This window comes from Sphingomonas sp. FARSPH, assembly GCF_003355005.1.
Classification (GTDB): Bacteria; Pseudomonadota; Alphaproteobacteria; order Sphingomonadales; family Sphingomonadaceae; genus Sphingomonas.
On record NZ_CP029985.1, the window covers coordinates 3,283,574 to 3,298,721 of the forward strand.

Here is a 15,148-nt window from a genome sequence, read left to right on the forward strand (position 1 = left end):
TCATGGCTCCATGATGGTGGCGATCTGCCGACTAGACGACGCCGCGCGGCCCGATCCCCACCAACGACCGGCTATCGGTGGGCTGCCTCCAAGCGATCGCGCCGAACATACGCCAGAAGATGCCCGTCCTCGCGCGGGACGGACGCAACCAGGCGGTATTCGCGACGCAGCGCCGCTGCGACCGCCGCCTCGCTGTCGGTATTCCAGGGCGCGAACGGCACATCCATCGTTACGATCACCGGCGGGCGGCCCGCCAGCACGCGCCGGACCTCCGCCGCCTCGTCGATCCCCGTCGCGCCGCGCTCCGGGTCGTAGGCGAGCGTCGAGGGAAAGGCATAAGGCGTCGGCACGCAGGCATCGGCAAGGACATACAGCACCGAATCGCCCGCGAAGACGAACGGGCATTCGTCGCGGTCGTAGCGCTTCATCACTTGCGCGACGGCGCGCGCCGAGGCCGCGTCGGTCGGCACCAGCAGCACGCGCGCGACGAACAGGATCGCACCATAACCCAGCAGCGCGACGATCGCGGCGCGTTGACGGCCGAGCACCGGGCCGGCGATCATCGCCAGCGGCACCATCAGCGGCAGCGCATAATGATCGAAGAAGGCACCGATCATCGCGAAGGCGATCAGCGCGGCGATCAGCCATCCGAAGGCAATCATCGTCTCGTCACTGCGCGGGCGATGGCGCCAGGCCGCGACGGCACACGCGATGAAGGGCAGCAATTGCGCCGCGGTGCCCGCCAGTCGCGCCGCGATCTTCGCCGCCGGATAGCCATGACGTAGCGCGATCGACGCGAAATTGGAAAACCAGAATGCGGCGAAGACCGCGGGCCCCTGCAGCCAGTAGAGCCCGACGATGATCGCCGTCGGCAACACACCGAGCAGCGCCCACAACGATGCCGCGCCCCCGATCCGCACGACCGATCCCCCCGCCTTGCGCAGATACCAGACATGGACGAGCCCGAAGAACGCGCCCTCGACCACCGGCGTATATTTCGTCTGGATTGCCAGCCCCGCGAGCAGGCAGGCTGCGGCGCCATTGCCGATGATCGCCCCCTGACGACGCGCCGCCGCCAGCACGGGCAGACGCAGCGTCAGCACTGCCGCGCCCGCCACGAACAGATTGTAGAAGACCGGCGACTGCCCACCCCGCCCGCTGAGCAGCGATAGCCACAGAAGATAGGCGACCCCCGCCGCGAACGCGCCGGCCGGCCTCGCCCCCAGCCGCCGCGCACCGACGAGCACCAGCATCGCGGTCGCCGCGGCGAACCCGGTCGCGACCAGCTGGTACGCAAGCACGCCGTCCCCCGGCAGCAACCGGATCGCCGCGAAGATCAGGAACAGCCCGACGGGCTTGCGGTCCCATAAATCGACATAGGGCAAGGCGCCCTGCAACATCCGGCTGCCGACGAGCAGATAATATTCCTCGTCAACATGGATGACCGGGTTGCCGAAATCGCGGCAGCGGATCGCCATCGCGATGGCGAGCAACAGCAGCGCCCATCCCCATGCCGGCACCGCGCGCGGATGCGAGGCGGGAGGAGCGTCCGGAGCGGGCGGAGACGAGCGCGTGACCATGGCCGCTCGCCTAGCCCGCCGACGCCCCGTCCGGCCATAATGATTTTTTTACCTTGCCCGGTGTGGCCCCCGCCGATCGGCGTCGTCTGGAAAGTGGGGCAAGGCAGCGCGTGCGCATCGCGATCGGGAAATGCGATCGCCTTGCTGCGCCCGAGCGAGCGAGAGTGGGAATGTTTCTTAGCTTCGATCAGGACGCGGCCTTCGGGGTCGAGCCGTGGAACGCAGCGGTCCGGCGTCGTCCGACGCCGGCGTGGACCGTCCTCATCCCCTTCTTCAACGAACGCGCCTTCCTGGCCGATACGATCGCCAGCATCGCGGCGCAGACCGTGCCGCTGAAGCTCATCCTGGTCGACAACGGCTCGACCGATGGCAGCGCGGACGTCGCGCGCGCCGCGATCCAGGCGCACGGCCTCGATGCGGTGGTGTTGACCGAGACGCAGCCCGGTAAGGTCGCCGCGCTGCGCACCGGTCTCGCCTGGGTCCGCACGGCCTATGTCGCGACCTGCGACGCCGACACGCTCTATCCCCCCCATTATCTGGCCGAGGCCGGGCGTCTGCTGGCACGCGACGGATGCGTCGTCGCCGGCGCTTATTTCGTCGCGCCCGGCGCGGACCGCGATGCGCTCGATACGGAGGCGCGCAAGATCTTGGCGGCCGCGCGCGCCCTGCCGCGGCAATGCCATGCGGGGGGCGCCGGCCAGGCGTTCCACGTCGCCAGCCTGCGCGCGGCCGGCGGCTTCGACCCGGAGCTGTGGCCGTTCATCCTCGAGGATCACGAGGTGATCCATCGCACGATGGGCCAGGGCAGCATGCACTATTCGCGCGAATTCTGGTGCATGCCCTCGCCGCGCGAGCGCGACCGCGAATCGATCCGCTGGACGCTGTTCGAACGGCTCGTCTACGCCGCGACCGCGCCGTGGGCAGGCGACTGGTTCTTCTACGATTTCCTCGGTCCGCGGTTGCAGCGCCGCAAGTTGCTGAGCAACAAGATCCGCGAACGCGCCTATCACGACATGGAAAGGCCGGCTTTTGCCACGACTAATCCTGTGTGCTGACGACTTCGCCTTTTCGCGTCAGACCAGCGAGACGATCGCGGCCCTTCTCCGGGCCGGCAAGCTGAATGCCACCAGCTGCATGGCGGTGATGCCGGGCTGGACCGATGATGCCGCGTTGCTGCGCGACCTGCCGCCGCATGTCGAGGTCGGCCTGCACCTGACGCTGACCGGCGAGGTGCCGCTGACCAGCATGCCCGAAACCGCGCCGGACGGCGTACTGCCCGACATCGATCCCCTGTGCCGGCTGGCGGCGCGCCACCTGATCGCGCTGGACGAGATCGCGCGCGAGGTGCGGGCGCAGTTCGACGCCTTCATCGGCGTGCTCGGCCGCCCGCCCGCCTTTGTTGACGGTCACCAGCACGCGCACGCGCTGCCCGGGATCCGCGAGATCGTCCTTGCCGAAACCGCCCGCCGCGCGCCGGGCGCTTGGGTGCGCGACTGCACCGACGGGATCGTCGCGATGCTGTCGCGCCCGTTCGCGGGCAAGGCGATCGGCAGCGCCTATCACTGCCGCGGGCTGGCGCGCGATGCCGCCCGCCACGGCCTGCGCTGCAACAAGGGGTTTGCCGGCCATTACGACTTTGCCAGCGATTTCGCCGCCATCCTGCCCAAATTCCTGCGCCGGCCGGGGGCGATGCACCTTGTCATGTGCCACCCCGGCGGAGGGCGGCGGGAGGGCGATGCGATCGCCGCAGCGCGCCCGCGCGAAGCCGCGGCCTTGCAAGCCGCTCCGATCATCGACATGGCGGCAGCGGAGGGGCTGGCATTTCCAGCCTGACGCTGAGGGTTTGGGACGGTTGGCGGACGACGGGCTACGCGGCATCTTTCTGGAACAGCGCGCGGCGCTGCTCCGGATGCTGACCGCACGGCTGGGCAATCGCGACGATGCGGAGGACGTGCTGCAGGACATGTGGCTGCGGCTCGACCGGCTGTCCGACGGCCCCGTCGCGCAGCCGGCCGCCTTTCTCTATCGCATCGCCGCCAATCTCGCGACGGATCGCCGCATCGCGGCGAGTCGCCGCGTCGCGCGCGAATCGGCGTGGCTGGAAACGACGCCCTCGGCCGAAGAGATGCCGAACGCCGAGCGTACGCTGTTCGCACGCAGCAAGCTGCGCGTCGTCGAGGGCGCGATCGCCGACATGCCCGAACGCATGGCCACCGCGCTGCGGCTGTTCCGCGTCGAGGGCGAATCGCAACGCGTCATCGCGGCGACCCTGGGCATCAGCGTCAGCGGCGTCGAGAAGCTGTTACAGCGGGCCTATCGACAAATTCACGACAGAGTGCAGCACGCCGATGAGGGTTTGAATGATCCGCATCGTCTAGAGGATGAAAGGGGTCCCACGCGTGCAGGCTGAGCGGACGATGATCGATACGGCAATCGCCTGGCATGTGCGCCAGGCCGATATGTCGGCCGACGATTGGGAGGCCTTCACGCTGTGGCTGGAGGCGGATCCTGCGCATGCCGCGACCTTTGATCGGGTCGCGGTGCAGAATCGCATGATCGCCGGCGACATGTTCGTCGCCCCGCGCGCGGCAAACGACGATGCGCCGTTGCCCGGAAGGCGGCGCGGCTGGTTCGCCGGTGGCGCGGTCGCCGCCGCGCTCGTCGCGGCCGCGGTCACCGGTCTCATCGGCCCGCGTCCTTCCGGCGCCTATTCGGTTTCCACCGCGGATGGCGAGCGCCGCACCGTGACACTGACCGACGGCACGCGGATCGAAATGAGCGGCGGCACGCGTCTGTCGCTCGATCGCAACGATTCGCGTACCGCATCGCTCGATCGCGGCGAAGCGACGTTGCACGTCCGCCACGACGCCGCGGCGCCGTTCACGCTGCGCTCGGGTGATCTGGTGATCCGCGATCTCGGCACGGTGTTCGACGTCGCGCACACCGATGCGCGCACCGACGTCGCGGTCGCGGAAGGGTCCGTGATACTTGCGCCCGACGATGCGCGCGTCGTGATGAAGGCGGGTGATGCGGCGGCGGTCGCGGACGGCCGCATTTTGCGCAGCAAGGTCACCCCCGGCGAAGTGGGAAGCTGGCGCAGCGGGCGCCTGTCGTTCGATGCCATGCCGCTGTCGTATGTCGCGGCGCGGATCGGGCGTCTGTACGATATCCGTCTGACGATGGCCGGCGACTTGTCGAACCGGCCCTTTACGGGCATGATCGTGATGACGGGGATTGCCGATCGGGACGTACCGCATCTGGCCGATCTGATCGGGGCGACGTGGCGACGTGACGGTAAGGCGTGGATTCTGGCGAGCGAGGCACAGCCACCGCGCTGATCGCATCGTTGTCTTCCCTGCGCTGGCGATAGCGATCCTCACCCCCGCTGGCGTCGTCGCCGCGCCCCAGACGACACCCGTCATATCGCTGCCCGTGACGACGCTCGATCGGGCTTTGCTCGCCCTCGGCCGACAGACGGGGGTCGAGATCATCAGCACCGAACGCGGGCTGCACGCGGTCCGCACGCGGGCACTCGCCGGTCCGTTGCCCGTCCGCCGCGCGCTCGCGCAGTTGCTCGCCGGCACCGATTTTCGGGCCGTGCGCATCGCCGGCGGTGGCTATCGCATCGTTTACCACCGCGCGTCGGCGCGCCGTCCGTTGCCCGCGCGCTCCGAGCGGGCTGAGGGCCGCGACGCGGGCGGCACCGACATCATCGTCACCGCCAGCAAGCAGGCGATCCCGCTGCTGCGCTATCCGGGCAGCATCGCCTTTTCGCTCGGCGCGCCCAGTCTGCCGAACGGATCGACCGGCGAGGTCACCGATCTGTCGCGGACGATGCCGGTGATCCAGAGCACGCAGCTGGGCGCGGGGCGCAACAAGCTGTTCATCCGCGGCATCGCCGACAGCAGCTTTTCGGGCACCACCCAATCGACTGCCAGCGTCTACCTCGACGACGTCCAGCTCAACGCATCCGGCGCCGATCCGGGCCTGCGCCTGTACGACCTGCACAGCGTCGAGGTGATGGAGGGGCCGCAGGGCACGCTGTACGGCGCGGGCGCGATCGGCGGCGTCGTGCGGCTGACGTCGAACGCCCCCGATCCGCGGCGCATCGCCGGGTCGATCACCGCCGGGTCGGTGCTCACGGCGCGCGGCGATGCGGGCGGCGACCTTGCCGCCATGCTCAACCTGCCGCTGGGCAGCGCTGCCGCCGCGCGCGGCGTCGTCTATGCCGCCCGCGACGGCGGCTACATCGACGACCCCCGCCGCGACCGGTTCAACACCAACGACACCTACACGACCGGCGGGCGGCTTGCGGTCCGCTGGCAGCCGGGGGACGGGTGGCGCCTCGACGTCAGCGGCGCGGCGCAGCACATCGTCGCGCGCGATGGCCAATATGCCGAACCGGCATTCGGCCCGCTCGACCATGCCGCGATCATCGCCCAGCCGTTCGACAGCAGCTTCCTGTTCGGCCGCGTGGTCGTGGCCCGCGACTGGGCGAACGGCCTGTCGCTGGTGTCGGCGACCGGCATCGCGCGCCTCGAAACCGCCGACACGTTCGATGCGACACCGCCGTCGCGCGTGCCGACGCCCCCGGTCGCCTATCACGCGCGGACGAACAAGTTGCTGCTGTCGCACGAAAGCCGTCTGTCGCGCAGCCTGTCCAGCGGATCGTCGTGGCTGATCGGCGTGTCGTTCATCAGCGACAAATCCATCCTCAGCCGCTCGCTGGAGTATGTCGGGCGGGAGGCCGACATTATCGGCGTCAGCAACGTGACACGGCAAGCCTCGATCTTCGGCGAGACGACGGTCGCGCTGACGCCGCGCGTGTCGTTCACCGCCGGGCTGCGCGGCACCGCCGCCCGCGTCGACGGGCAACCGTCGGCGACGCCGCGCGGGGGCTTCATCCGCGGCAATTCGACGCAGCGGTTCGACCCTACGCTGGCGCTGTCCTATCGCCTCGGCGCGCGGCTCGCCGCCTTTGCGCGCTTCCAGACCGGCTTTCGCACCGGCGGCCTTGCGGTGGCGCAGGGCGTCGGGCGGGTCGCCACCTACACGCCCGATTCGATCGTAATGGGCGAGGTCGGGCTGCGGCGCTTGCGCAGCGGCACGACCGGGCTTGCTCTTTCGGCCAGCGCCTCGACCGCCTTCTGGCGGGACATCCAGGCGGACCTCATCAATCGGCGCGGCGCACCTTATACCAGCAATGTCGGCAGTGCGCATATCCACACGCTGGAGGCGACGGCGGACTGGATCCCGATGCCGGGCCTTGACCTGACCGGCGCGTTGCTCTTCACCGAAAACCGGGTAAGCGGGGCGATCGCGGACCAGTCGCGGCGCGATAACCGCCGCCTGCCCGACACGCCGCCACTCGCGGGCAATGCCGCAATCTCCTATGCCTGGAACCGCGCCGCCGCATGGCAGCCGCGCGTCGGTGCGACGATCGCCTACGTCGGCCGGTCGGTGCTGGGCACGGGCGATCTTCTCGACGTTAGCCAGGGGCGCTATTGGTCGATCGGCGCCAACGCGGGCATGCGCTGGCGCAACCTCGACTGGCGGCTTGGTGTCGACAATCTCACCGACACGACCGCCAGCCGCTTCGCCTATGGCAATCCGTTCCGACTGGCGATGCGCGACCAGACGACGCCGCCACGCCCGCTCAACGTCCGCCTCGGCGTCACTGCCGGCTGGTAACGCGCAACGCACGTCTGGAAACGCGTCGCGTTTTCGCTTATGTGCGATCCCCTCCCATGGCAACGAAACTCCCCTCCCCGCCGCGTGTCGGCATGGTGTCGCTCGGCTGTCCGAAGAACCTCGTCGACAGCGAGCGGATCCTGACGCAGTTGCGGTCCGACGGTTATCAGATGTCGGCCGACTACGCCGGCGCCGACGTCGTGCTTGTCAACACTTGCGGCTTCCTCGATTCCGCGAAGGAGGAAAGCCTGGAAGCGATCGGCGAGGCGATCAAGGAAAACGGCCGTGTCATCGTCACAGGCTGCATGGGCAAGGAAGCCGAGACGATCCGCGCCCGCTTCCCCGACGTACTCGCGGTCACCGGCGCGCACCAATATGAGCAGGTCGTCGAGGCCGTGCACGCCGCGGCGCCCGCCAACCTGTCACCCTACCTCGACCTGATCCCCGACGCGGGGCTCAAGCTGACGCCGCGGCACTATAGCTATCTGAAGATTTCGGAGGGCTGCAACCACCGGTGCAGCTTCTGCATCATCCCGTCCTTGCGCGGCGACCTCGTCAGCCGCCGTCCCGACGCGATCCTGCGCGAGGCGGAGAAGCTGGTCGCGGCCGGCACGCGCGAACTACTGGTGATCAGCCAGGACACGTCCGCCTATGGCATCGACATCCGCAAGGAACCGCGGATGTGGAAGGGGCGCGAGGTCGTGCCGCATATGACCGATCTCGCCCGCGAGCTCGGCCGGATCGCCCCCTGGGTGCGGCTGCATTATGTCTATCCCTATCCGCACGTCGATCAGGTCATCCCGCTGATGGCTGACGGCCTCGTCCTCCCCTACCTCGACATCCCGTTCCAGCATGCCGCGCCGTCGGTGCTGAAGGCGATGAAGCGCCCCGGCAACGATGCGAAGGTGTTGCAGCGTATCCACCAGTGGCGTGACATCTGCCCCGATATCGCGATCCGCTCGACCTTCGTCGTCGGCTTCCCAGGCGAGACGGAGGCGGATTTCCAGTATCTGCTCGACTGGCTGGACGAAGCGCAGCTCGACCGCGTCGGCGCGTTCCGCTTCGAACCCGTCGAGGGCGCGGCGGCCAATGCCCTGCCCGATCCGGTGCCGGAGGAGGTCAAGGAAGAACGCTACGCGCGGATCATGGAGAAGACCGCAGCGATCTCCGCCGCCAAGCTGCAGGCGAAGGTCGGCCGCACGCTGTCCGTCATCATCGACGAGGTTGGCGAGGAAGGCGCGACGGGTCGCAGCCAGGCCGATGCGCCCGAGATCGACGGCCAGGTCTTCCTGCGCGACGCGGCCCATCTGGCGGAGGGCGATATCGTCCCCGTCGTGATCGAGGACGCCGACGACCACGACCTGTACGGCGTGCCGGCGTAAACCCGCCCCACCCCCCTTCCTGCGGTGTAAGGGGGAAGATGGCATTGCACCCGCTGCCGCTTTCTGTTTCGGTGGCGGGCATGCTTCGTCGCCTGATCGTCGCCGCGCTCCTCGCGGCCCCCGCCCCCGTCGTCGCCCAGGCGCTCACCCCGGCTGAAACCGCGAAGATCGACACGATCGTCGCCGACACGCTTCGCGACACGGGCGTGCCGAGCGCGTCGATCGCGGTGGTGCGCGACGGCCGGATCGTCCTTGCCAAGGCTTATGGCAAGCAGTCGGAAACCGCGACCGCCGCCGATCCCAAGGCGCTCTACCAGATCGCATCCATCTCGAAACAGTTCACCGCGGCGGCGGTTCTGTTGCTCGCCGACGAGGGCAAGCTGCGCCTCGACGATCCGGTGAGCCAATATGTCGCAGGGGTCACCGACGGCGACCGCATCACGATCCGCCAGCTGCTCAGCCACACCTCGGGCCTGCGCGATTACTGGCCGCAGGATTACAGCTTCAAGGCGATGGCGACGCCGGTCACCCCGCGCGAGATCGTGCGCCGCTGGGGCTCGGAAAAGCTCGACTTCGCACCGGGCACGCAGTGGCAATATTCGAACACCGGCTATGTCGTGGCCGGCATGATCGTCGAAAAGGTCGCGGGCGAACCCTTGCTCGCCTTCCTGCAGAAACGGATCTTCCAGCCGCTCGGCATCCGCGCGATCGACCAGGACAAGGCGGTCGGCCCCGGGTTCCCGCAGGGCTACAAGCGCTATGCACTCGGCCCCGTCCGCGTCGAGACGCCCGCGGCGTCCGGCTGGCTCTACGCCGCGGGTGAACTGGCGATGAGCGCCCAAGACCTCGCCAAATGGGACGTCGCGCGCATCGATCGCTCATTGCTGCCCGCCGCGGACTGGCAGGCGCAGGAGACGGAGGTGAAGCTCGCCGACGGATCGGGCACGGGCTATGGCCTGGGCGTCGATGTCGGCACCCGCGACGGCCGACCGATCGTCGAGCACGGCGGCGAGGCGGTCGGCTTCCTGTCGGAGAATATCGTCTTCCCCAAGGATCGCGCCGCGGTCGTCGTCCTAACCAACGCCTGGTTCGCCGACGCGCAGAGCCGCATCGCCAATGGCATCACCAAGGTGATCCTGCCGCAACCCGCCAGCGCCATCCCCGGCGATGCCGAGGCCTTGGCCAACGCGCGCACCGTGTTCGACCAGCTGCGCACCGGCACGCTCGACCGCAAGTTGCTGACCGAAGACGCCAATTATTATTTCACCCAGTCGGCCCAGGCCGATTATAGGACCAGTCTGTCGCCGCTCGGTGCGCCGACCGGTTTCGTCCAAGTCGGCCGCGCGAAGCTGCGCGGCGGCTTCGTCTATCGCGGCTTCCGCGTCACCTACCCCGGCCGCACGCTGTCGATCGCGACCTTCGCCCTGCCCGGCATCGGCCAGCCGTTCGAACAATTCCTGGTGAGCCCCGCGCAATGACCGATTTCGCCGCTTTGCTGCAGGCCGATCGTGGTCAGCCCGCGCGGACGATCCACGTCGTCCACCCCGACGATTTCACCGCGTGGCTGGTCGCGCAGCCGCCCCGCACCCGCACCGCCATCGCCGCGCATGCGCTCTCCGGCAAGGCGGGCGACCGCGCGGTGCTGCCCGGCGAGGCGGCGGACGACTGGTCGATGCTGCTGGTGTGCAACGAAGCGAAGAGTTCGCCGTGGCGGATCGCCTCGCTGGCGGCGACATTGCCCGCCGGCACCTATCGCCTCGCCGATGGCGATGTTGGCGCCGCGGGCCTCGGCTGGCTTCTCGCGCAGCATCGCTTCGACCTTTATCGCAAGGGCGATCCGGTCGCGCCGCGCATATTGCTGACGCGCGAACCCGCCGCGATCGACGAGACGGTCCGCCTCGCCGCCGCCACCGCGTTGGTCCGCGACCTCGTCAACACCGGCGCGTCCGATCTTGGCCCCGCCGAGTTGGAGGCCGCTGCGGCACGCCTTGCCGGGGCGCATCACGCGACGCTGACCGTGACGCGCGGCGACGCGCTCGCCAGCGGCTATCCGATGATTCACGCGGTCGGCCAGGCCGCGACGAAGGAGCGCGCCCCGCGGCTGGTCGAACTGACCTGGGGCGATCCCGCGCATCCGCGCATCGCGATCGTCGGCAAGGGCGTCGTGTTCGACACCGGCGGCCTCGACATCAAGCCGTCCGCGGGCATGCGCCTGATGAAGAAGGATATGGGCGGCGCGGCGCATGCGCTGGCGCTCGCCGACCTGGTGATGGCGGCGCGGCTGCCCGTCCGCCTCCACCTGCTGATCCCAGCGGTCGAGAATGCGATCGCGGGCAACGCCTTCCGCCCCGGCGACGTGCTGCGCAGCCGGGCGGGCATCACCGTGGAGAACACCAATACCGACGCCGAAGGACGGCTGATCCTGGGCGACGCGCTGACCCGCGCCGCCGAGGAACAACCCGCGCTGATCCTCGATTTCGCGACACTGACCGGCGCGGCGCGCGTCGCGCTCGGCCCCGATCTGCCGCCGTTGTTCACCGATGACGAGGCGCTGGCGGCCGACCTGCTCGCCGCCGGCGATACGCTGCACGACCCGCTGTGGCGCATGCCGCTGTGGAACGGCTATGACGAAATGCTGAAGTCCGACATCGCCGACATGGTCAACGCCCCCGACGGCGGCTTTGCCGGCGCGATCACCGCCGCGCTGTTCCTGCGCCGCTTCGTGCCGAAGGACACGCCCTGGGCGCATATGGACGTCTTCGCCTGGCGCCCCGCCGCCAAGCCGGGCCGGCCGAAGGGCGGCGACGCCTTCGGCTTACGCGCTTGCTATCAGCTGCTCAGGACCCGTTACGCCGCGCGTTGAGTTCGTCGTCGCCCGGAATGTCCCACTCCTGGTCGCGCAGCACGGTCGCGGCCACCGGCCGGCCGTCGGCATCGCGCCACGGGCGGTAACGGAACCGGGTTTCCACCGCGCGGCAGGTGATGGCGTCCATCTCCGCGCTGCCGCTGCTGCCGACGATGCGGCAATCGCTCGGGCGGCCCTGCGTGTCGATGTGGAAGCGCATGCGCACCGTGCCGTGAAACCCCTGTTCCAGCGCCCAGGCCGGCACGTCGCGGCCGCGCACGTCGCCGCGGATCAGCTGCGGCATCCGCTCCATCCCGCTGCCGTCGCCATCGCCGTCGCCGCCCGCGCCGTCGCCGTTGCCGATCCCGCCCGCGCCGGTGCCCGGCCCCGGCCGGTCCGACGCGCCCGACGTCGCCTGCACACCGATGTTGGGCAAAGGCGCGACGACGATCGGCGGCGGCACGGTGACAATGACCGGCACGGGTGCGGTCACCTCGGTTGCCTTGGAGCGCAGGTTGGGCGGCGAGGCCTTGCCGCTCGGCCGCGTGATCTTCCTGGGCGGCGGTACGACGCGCTCGGGCGGCGGCGGATCGGGCAGCACCGCGAACGTCGCCAGCCCCTGCTGCATCGCGGGCGGCAGAAACCCCGCCGCCAGCCCGTGCAGCAGCACGAAGCCCAGCCCGCCGACCATCAGTGCGGTCAGCCCGGCGGCGCCCGCGCGCTCGCGAAGCCTTTGATGCGGCACGTTCATCATCGTTCAGATGATAACGCGCGCCGCCTTTCGCAACGCTGACCGCCAAGCCTGCGAGCACGGTCCTGGCGCGCGCGTTACAGCGCCGCCGCGGCGCGGATGATCGGCACGAACTTCGCCGCGGTCAGGCTGGCGCCGCCGACCAGCGCACCGTCGACGTCGGGGCACGCCAGGATGCTCGCGGTGTTGTCGCCCGTCACCGATCCGCCGTACAGGATGCGGATCCCGTCGGCGGCGTCACCGACCAGCATGCGCAGCTTGGCGCGCGCGATCGCATGCATCGACTGGATGTCCTCCAGCGTCGGCGTCCGCCCGGTGCCGATCGCCCAGCGCGGTTCGTAGGCGAGCGTGAACCAGCTGCCGTCGGCATGGTCGGGAACCGATTTTTCGATCTGCGCCTGCACGACGCGCTCGGCGCGGTCGGCGTTGCGCTCCGCCTCCGTCTCGCCGCAGCAGACGATCACCTGCAATCCGTGGCGCCGCGCCGCCGCGGCCTTCGCCCAGGCGTCGTGGCTCGTCTCGCCCTGGTCGGCGCGGCGTTCGGAATGGCCGACGATGACGAAGCGCGCGCCCGCCTCCGCGACCATCGGCGCGGAAACGCAGCCGGTATGCGCGCCGCTGTCGGCCTCGTGCACGTCCTCCGCGCCGATCATCAGGCCGGGGACGCGCTGCGCCGCAGGCGCGATCAGCGTGAACGGCACCGCGACCGCGACGTCGACGCCGGGCGCCCCCGCCGCCGCGGCGGCGATACCGTCCAGTTCGCTGAGGCAGGCCAGCGACCCGTTCATCTTCCAATTGCCCGCCACCAGCTTGCGCCGCGTCATCGTCGTCCCCTCGGATCATGTTTTATCGTGCGGCCGGCGATGGCGCGGCGCGCGCTTGATGGCAAGCCGCCATCCCCGTAAAGCCCGTCCACTTCATCTTCGGGACGATCGGCCTCTTCATGCTCAGCTTCTTCCGCCGGATCATCAATTCCAAGGCCGGCGTCATCGTCACCTTCATCGTGCTCGGCGTCATCGCGATCGCCTTTGCGGCGGGCGACGTCACCGGCCTGCGCGGCGGCAACGGCGGCGGGCTGACCGGCAATTACGTCGTCAAGGTCGGCGGCGAGAAGATCGGCGTCGCCGATCTCGAAAGCCGGATGCAGAGCGAATTGCAGGCCGCGCGCCAGCAGCAGCCGACGATGACGATGGCCGACATGATCGCACAGGGCGGATTGCAGGCGGTGCTCGATCGCTCGGTCAACAGCCTGGCGCTCGACGTATTCGGCCACGACCAGGGCATGGTCGTCTCGAAGCGCGCGGTCGATGGCCAGATCGCGAGCATTCCCGGCCTTCGCGGCCCCAACGGCCAGTTCGATCCGGCCATCTATCAGCGGTTGCTGCAGCAGCGCCGCCTGACCGATGCGCAGGTGCGCGGCGACATCGCGCGCGACCTGATGGCGCAGCAGCTGATCCTGCCGACGCAGGGCGCGACGCAGCTGCCGCTGAAGCTCGCGCTCCCTTATGCCAGCCTGCTGCTCGAAAAGCGCGAGGGGCGCATCGGCTTCATCCCCGCGCAGGCGATGGATACCGGTGCCGCTCCGACCGACGCCGACATCCAGGCCGCCTACCGCCGCGGCATCGCGCGCTACACGGTGCCGCAGCGCCGCGCGATCCGCTACGCCATCATCACGCCCGATCTGGTGAAGGCGCGTGCCACGCCGACCGAACAGGAGGTCGCGCAGGCCTATGCCCAGCAGAAGCCGCTCTACGCCCCGGTGCAGAAGCGCGACATCACCCAGGTCGTCGTGCTCGACCAGGCGGGCGCCAACGCGCTCGCGGCAAAGGTGAAGGGCGGCGCCTCCCTCGCCGATGCGGCACGTGCCGCCGGCCTGGAGCCGTCGGTGCAAAAGGCGATGACGAAGGATGCGTATCGCGCCGCCACGTCCGCGGCGGTCGCCGACGCGGTGTTTGGCGCCGCCAAGGGCGCGCTCGTCGGTCCCGTGCGCGGCGCGCTCGGCTGGGTCGTCGCGCGCGTCGACACGATCACCGACGTCCCCGGGAAAACTCTCGACCAGGCGCGGCCGGAGATCGTCGCGACGCTCGCCAAGCAGAAGCAGCAGCAGGCGCTCGGCGCGATCCACGACGCGCTCGACGATGCCCTGGCGCGCAACGCCACCTTCGACGAGGCGGTCGCCGACCAGAAACTGGCGGGGCAGCAGACGCAGCCGCTGCTCGCCAACGGCATCAACCCGGATGCGCCGGCCACGCCCCCCAATCCCGCGATCGCGCCAATCGTCGCTGCCGCCTTCCAGATGCAGGACGGCGATCCCGCCCAGCTCGTGCCGCTGGGTCAGGACGGCGGCTTCGCGCTCGTCGCGCTCAGCCGCGTCGTGCCCGCGACGCCGCGCCCGCTCGCGCAGGTGCGTAACGCCGTCGTCGCCGACATCCGCGCCGACCGCGCCCGCGCCGCGGCGCGCAAGCTTGCCGCCGACGTGCTGGCAAAGGTAAACAAGGGCATGCCGCTCGCACAGGCGCTGTCGGCGACGGGTCGTCCGCTGCCCGCGCCGCAGGCAATCTCCGCGATGCGCGGCCAGATCGCGTCCAATCCGCGCGGCGCGCAGCCGGGCCTCGTGCTGATGTTCAGCATGGTGCCGGGCACCGCCAAACTGCTGGAAGCGCCCAACGGCGCCGGCTGGCTGATCGTCGATCTCGACCGCGTCACGCCGGGCAACGCCAGTGGCGACGCGCGGCTCGTCGGGGCGACGCGGCAGGATCTTGGCCGCATCGTCGGGCGCGAATATGTCGACCAGTTCGCGCGCGCCGTGCGGATGCAGGTGGGCGTCAAGACCGACACCGGCGCGCTCGCCCGGGTCCGTGCGGACCTCAGCGGCGCGACCCCGGCCGCTGGCAACTGA

Annotated in this window: 12 protein-coding genes; 9 read left to right on the forward strand and 3 right to left on the reverse strand. The window is 69.8% G+C overall.

All coding sequences use genetic code 11. The features are described from left to right. Positions 1-71: 71 nt before the first annotated feature. Positions 72-1,580, reverse strand: a complete 1,509-nt coding sequence (locus DM480_RS15520) for a hypothetical protein (RefSeq protein ID WP_332871309.1) — start codon at positions 1,578-1,580, stop codon at positions 72-74. A gap of 170 nt (positions 1,581-1,750) precedes the next feature. Here DM480_RS15520 and DM480_RS15525 point away from each other — a divergent pair, with 170 nt between their 5' ends. From DM480_RS15525 to DM480_RS15560, 8 genes are all read left to right on the forward strand, one after another. Then, on the forward strand, positions 1,751-2,635 hold the full coding sequence (locus DM480_RS15525) for a glycosyltransferase family 2 protein (protein ID WP_115380465.1): 885 nt from the start codon (positions 1,751-1,753) through the stop codon (positions 2,633-2,635). Further along, a complete protein-coding gene (locus DM480_RS15530; protein WP_115381471.1) occupies positions 2,610-3,413 on the forward strand; it encodes a ChbG/HpnK family deacetylase in 804 nt (267 codons plus the stop codon). The genes DM480_RS15525 and DM480_RS15530 overlap by 26 nt, the downstream gene beginning before the upstream one ends. Before the next feature lie 19 nt (positions 3,414-3,432). Continuing rightward, positions 3,433-3,990 (forward strand): RNA polymerase sigma factor, encoded by a 558-nt coding sequence (locus DM480_RS15535; RefSeq protein WP_232834041.1) that lies wholly within the window; start codon positions 3,433-3,435, stop codon positions 3,988-3,990. A 7-nt stretch (positions 3,991-3,997) separates the two neighbouring features. Beyond that, positions 3,998-4,918 (forward strand): FecR family protein, encoded by a 921-nt coding sequence (locus DM480_RS15540; protein ID WP_115381473.1) that lies wholly within the window; start codon positions 3,998-4,000, stop codon positions 4,916-4,918. Between the two features lie 94 nt (positions 4,919-5,012). Then, positions 5,013-7,271, forward strand: coding sequence for a TonB-dependent receptor domain-containing protein (locus DM480_RS15545; protein WP_232834042.1), 2,259 nt, complete (start codon positions 5,013-5,015; stop codon positions 7,269-7,271). A gap of 56 nt (positions 7,272-7,327) precedes the next feature. Then, positions 7,328-8,653, forward strand: coding sequence for a 30S ribosomal protein S12 methylthiotransferase RimO (gene rimO, locus DM480_RS15550; RefSeq protein ID WP_115380469.1), 1,326 nt, complete (start codon positions 7,328-7,330; stop codon positions 8,651-8,653). A gap of 38 nt (positions 8,654-8,691) precedes the next feature. Continuing rightward, on the forward strand, positions 8,692-10,131 hold the full coding sequence (locus tag DM480_RS15555) for a serine hydrolase domain-containing protein (RefSeq protein WP_310596150.1): 1,440 nt from the start codon (positions 8,692-8,694) through the stop codon (positions 10,129-10,131). After that, a complete protein-coding gene (locus DM480_RS15560) occupies positions 10,128-11,516 on the forward strand; it encodes a leucyl aminopeptidase family protein (RefSeq protein ID WP_115380473.1) in 1,389 nt (462 codons plus the stop codon). The genes DM480_RS15555 and DM480_RS15560 overlap by 4 nt, the downstream gene beginning before the upstream one ends. On the opposite strand, the gene DM480_RS18770 is transcribed toward DM480_RS15560, so the two are convergent. Together DM480_RS18770 and tpiA are read right to left on the reverse strand one after the other, a co-directional pair. Then, on the reverse strand, positions 11,491-12,252 hold the full coding sequence (locus tag DM480_RS18770; protein ID WP_115380475.1) for an energy transducer TonB: 762 nt from the start codon (positions 12,250-12,252) through the stop codon (positions 11,491-11,493). The genes DM480_RS15560 and DM480_RS18770 overlap by 26 nt on opposite strands. Before the next feature lie 74 nt (positions 12,253-12,326). Next, complete coding sequence (gene tpiA / locus DM480_RS15570) at positions 12,327-13,073, reverse strand: triose-phosphate isomerase (RefSeq protein ID WP_115380477.1); 747 nt, start codon at positions 13,071-13,073, stop codon at positions 12,327-12,329. Positions 13,074-13,192: 119 nt separating this feature from the next. On the opposite strand from tpiA, the gene DM480_RS15575 reads away from it, so the two are divergent. Beyond that, the gene (locus DM480_RS15575) at positions 13,193-15,148 is read left to right on the forward strand and encodes a peptidylprolyl isomerase (protein WP_115380479.1); all 1,956 of its coding nucleotides are present in this window, start codon (positions 13,193-13,195) and stop codon (positions 15,146-15,148) included.

Coding starts and splice junctions, on each gene's coding strand:
- DM480_RS15520 (WP_332871309.1), bottom strand. CDS start 1,580: ATGGTCACGCGCTCGTCTCCGCCCGCTCCGGACGCTCCTCCCGCCTCG.
- DM480_RS15525 (WP_115380465.1), top strand. CDS start 1,751: ATGTTTCTTAGCTTCGATCAGGACGCGGCCTTCGGGGTCGAGCCGTGG.
- DM480_RS15540 (WP_115381473.1), top strand. CDS start 3,998: ATGATCGATACGGCAATCGCCTGGCATGTGCGCCAGGCCGATATGTCG.
- rimO (WP_115380469.1), top strand. CDS start 7,328: ATGGCAACGAAACTCCCCTCCCCGCCGCGTGTCGGCATGGTGTCGCTC.
- DM480_RS15555 (WP_310596150.1), top strand. CDS start 8,692: ATGGCATTGCACCCGCTGCCGCTTTCTGTTTCGGTGGCGGGCATGCTT.
- DM480_RS15560 (WP_115380473.1), top strand. CDS start 10,128: ATGACCGATTTCGCCGCTTTGCTGCAGGCCGATCGTGGTCAGCCCGCG.
- DM480_RS18770 (WP_115380475.1), bottom strand. CDS start 12,252: ATGATGAACGTGCCGCATCAAAGGCTTCGCGAGCGCGCGGGCGCCGCC.
- tpiA (WP_115380477.1), bottom strand. CDS start 13,073: ATGACGCGGCGCAAGCTGGTGGCGGGCAATTGGAAGATGAACGGGTCG.
- DM480_RS15575 (WP_115380479.1), top strand. CDS start 13,193: ATGCTCAGCTTCTTCCGCCGGATCATCAATTCCAAGGCCGGCGTCATC.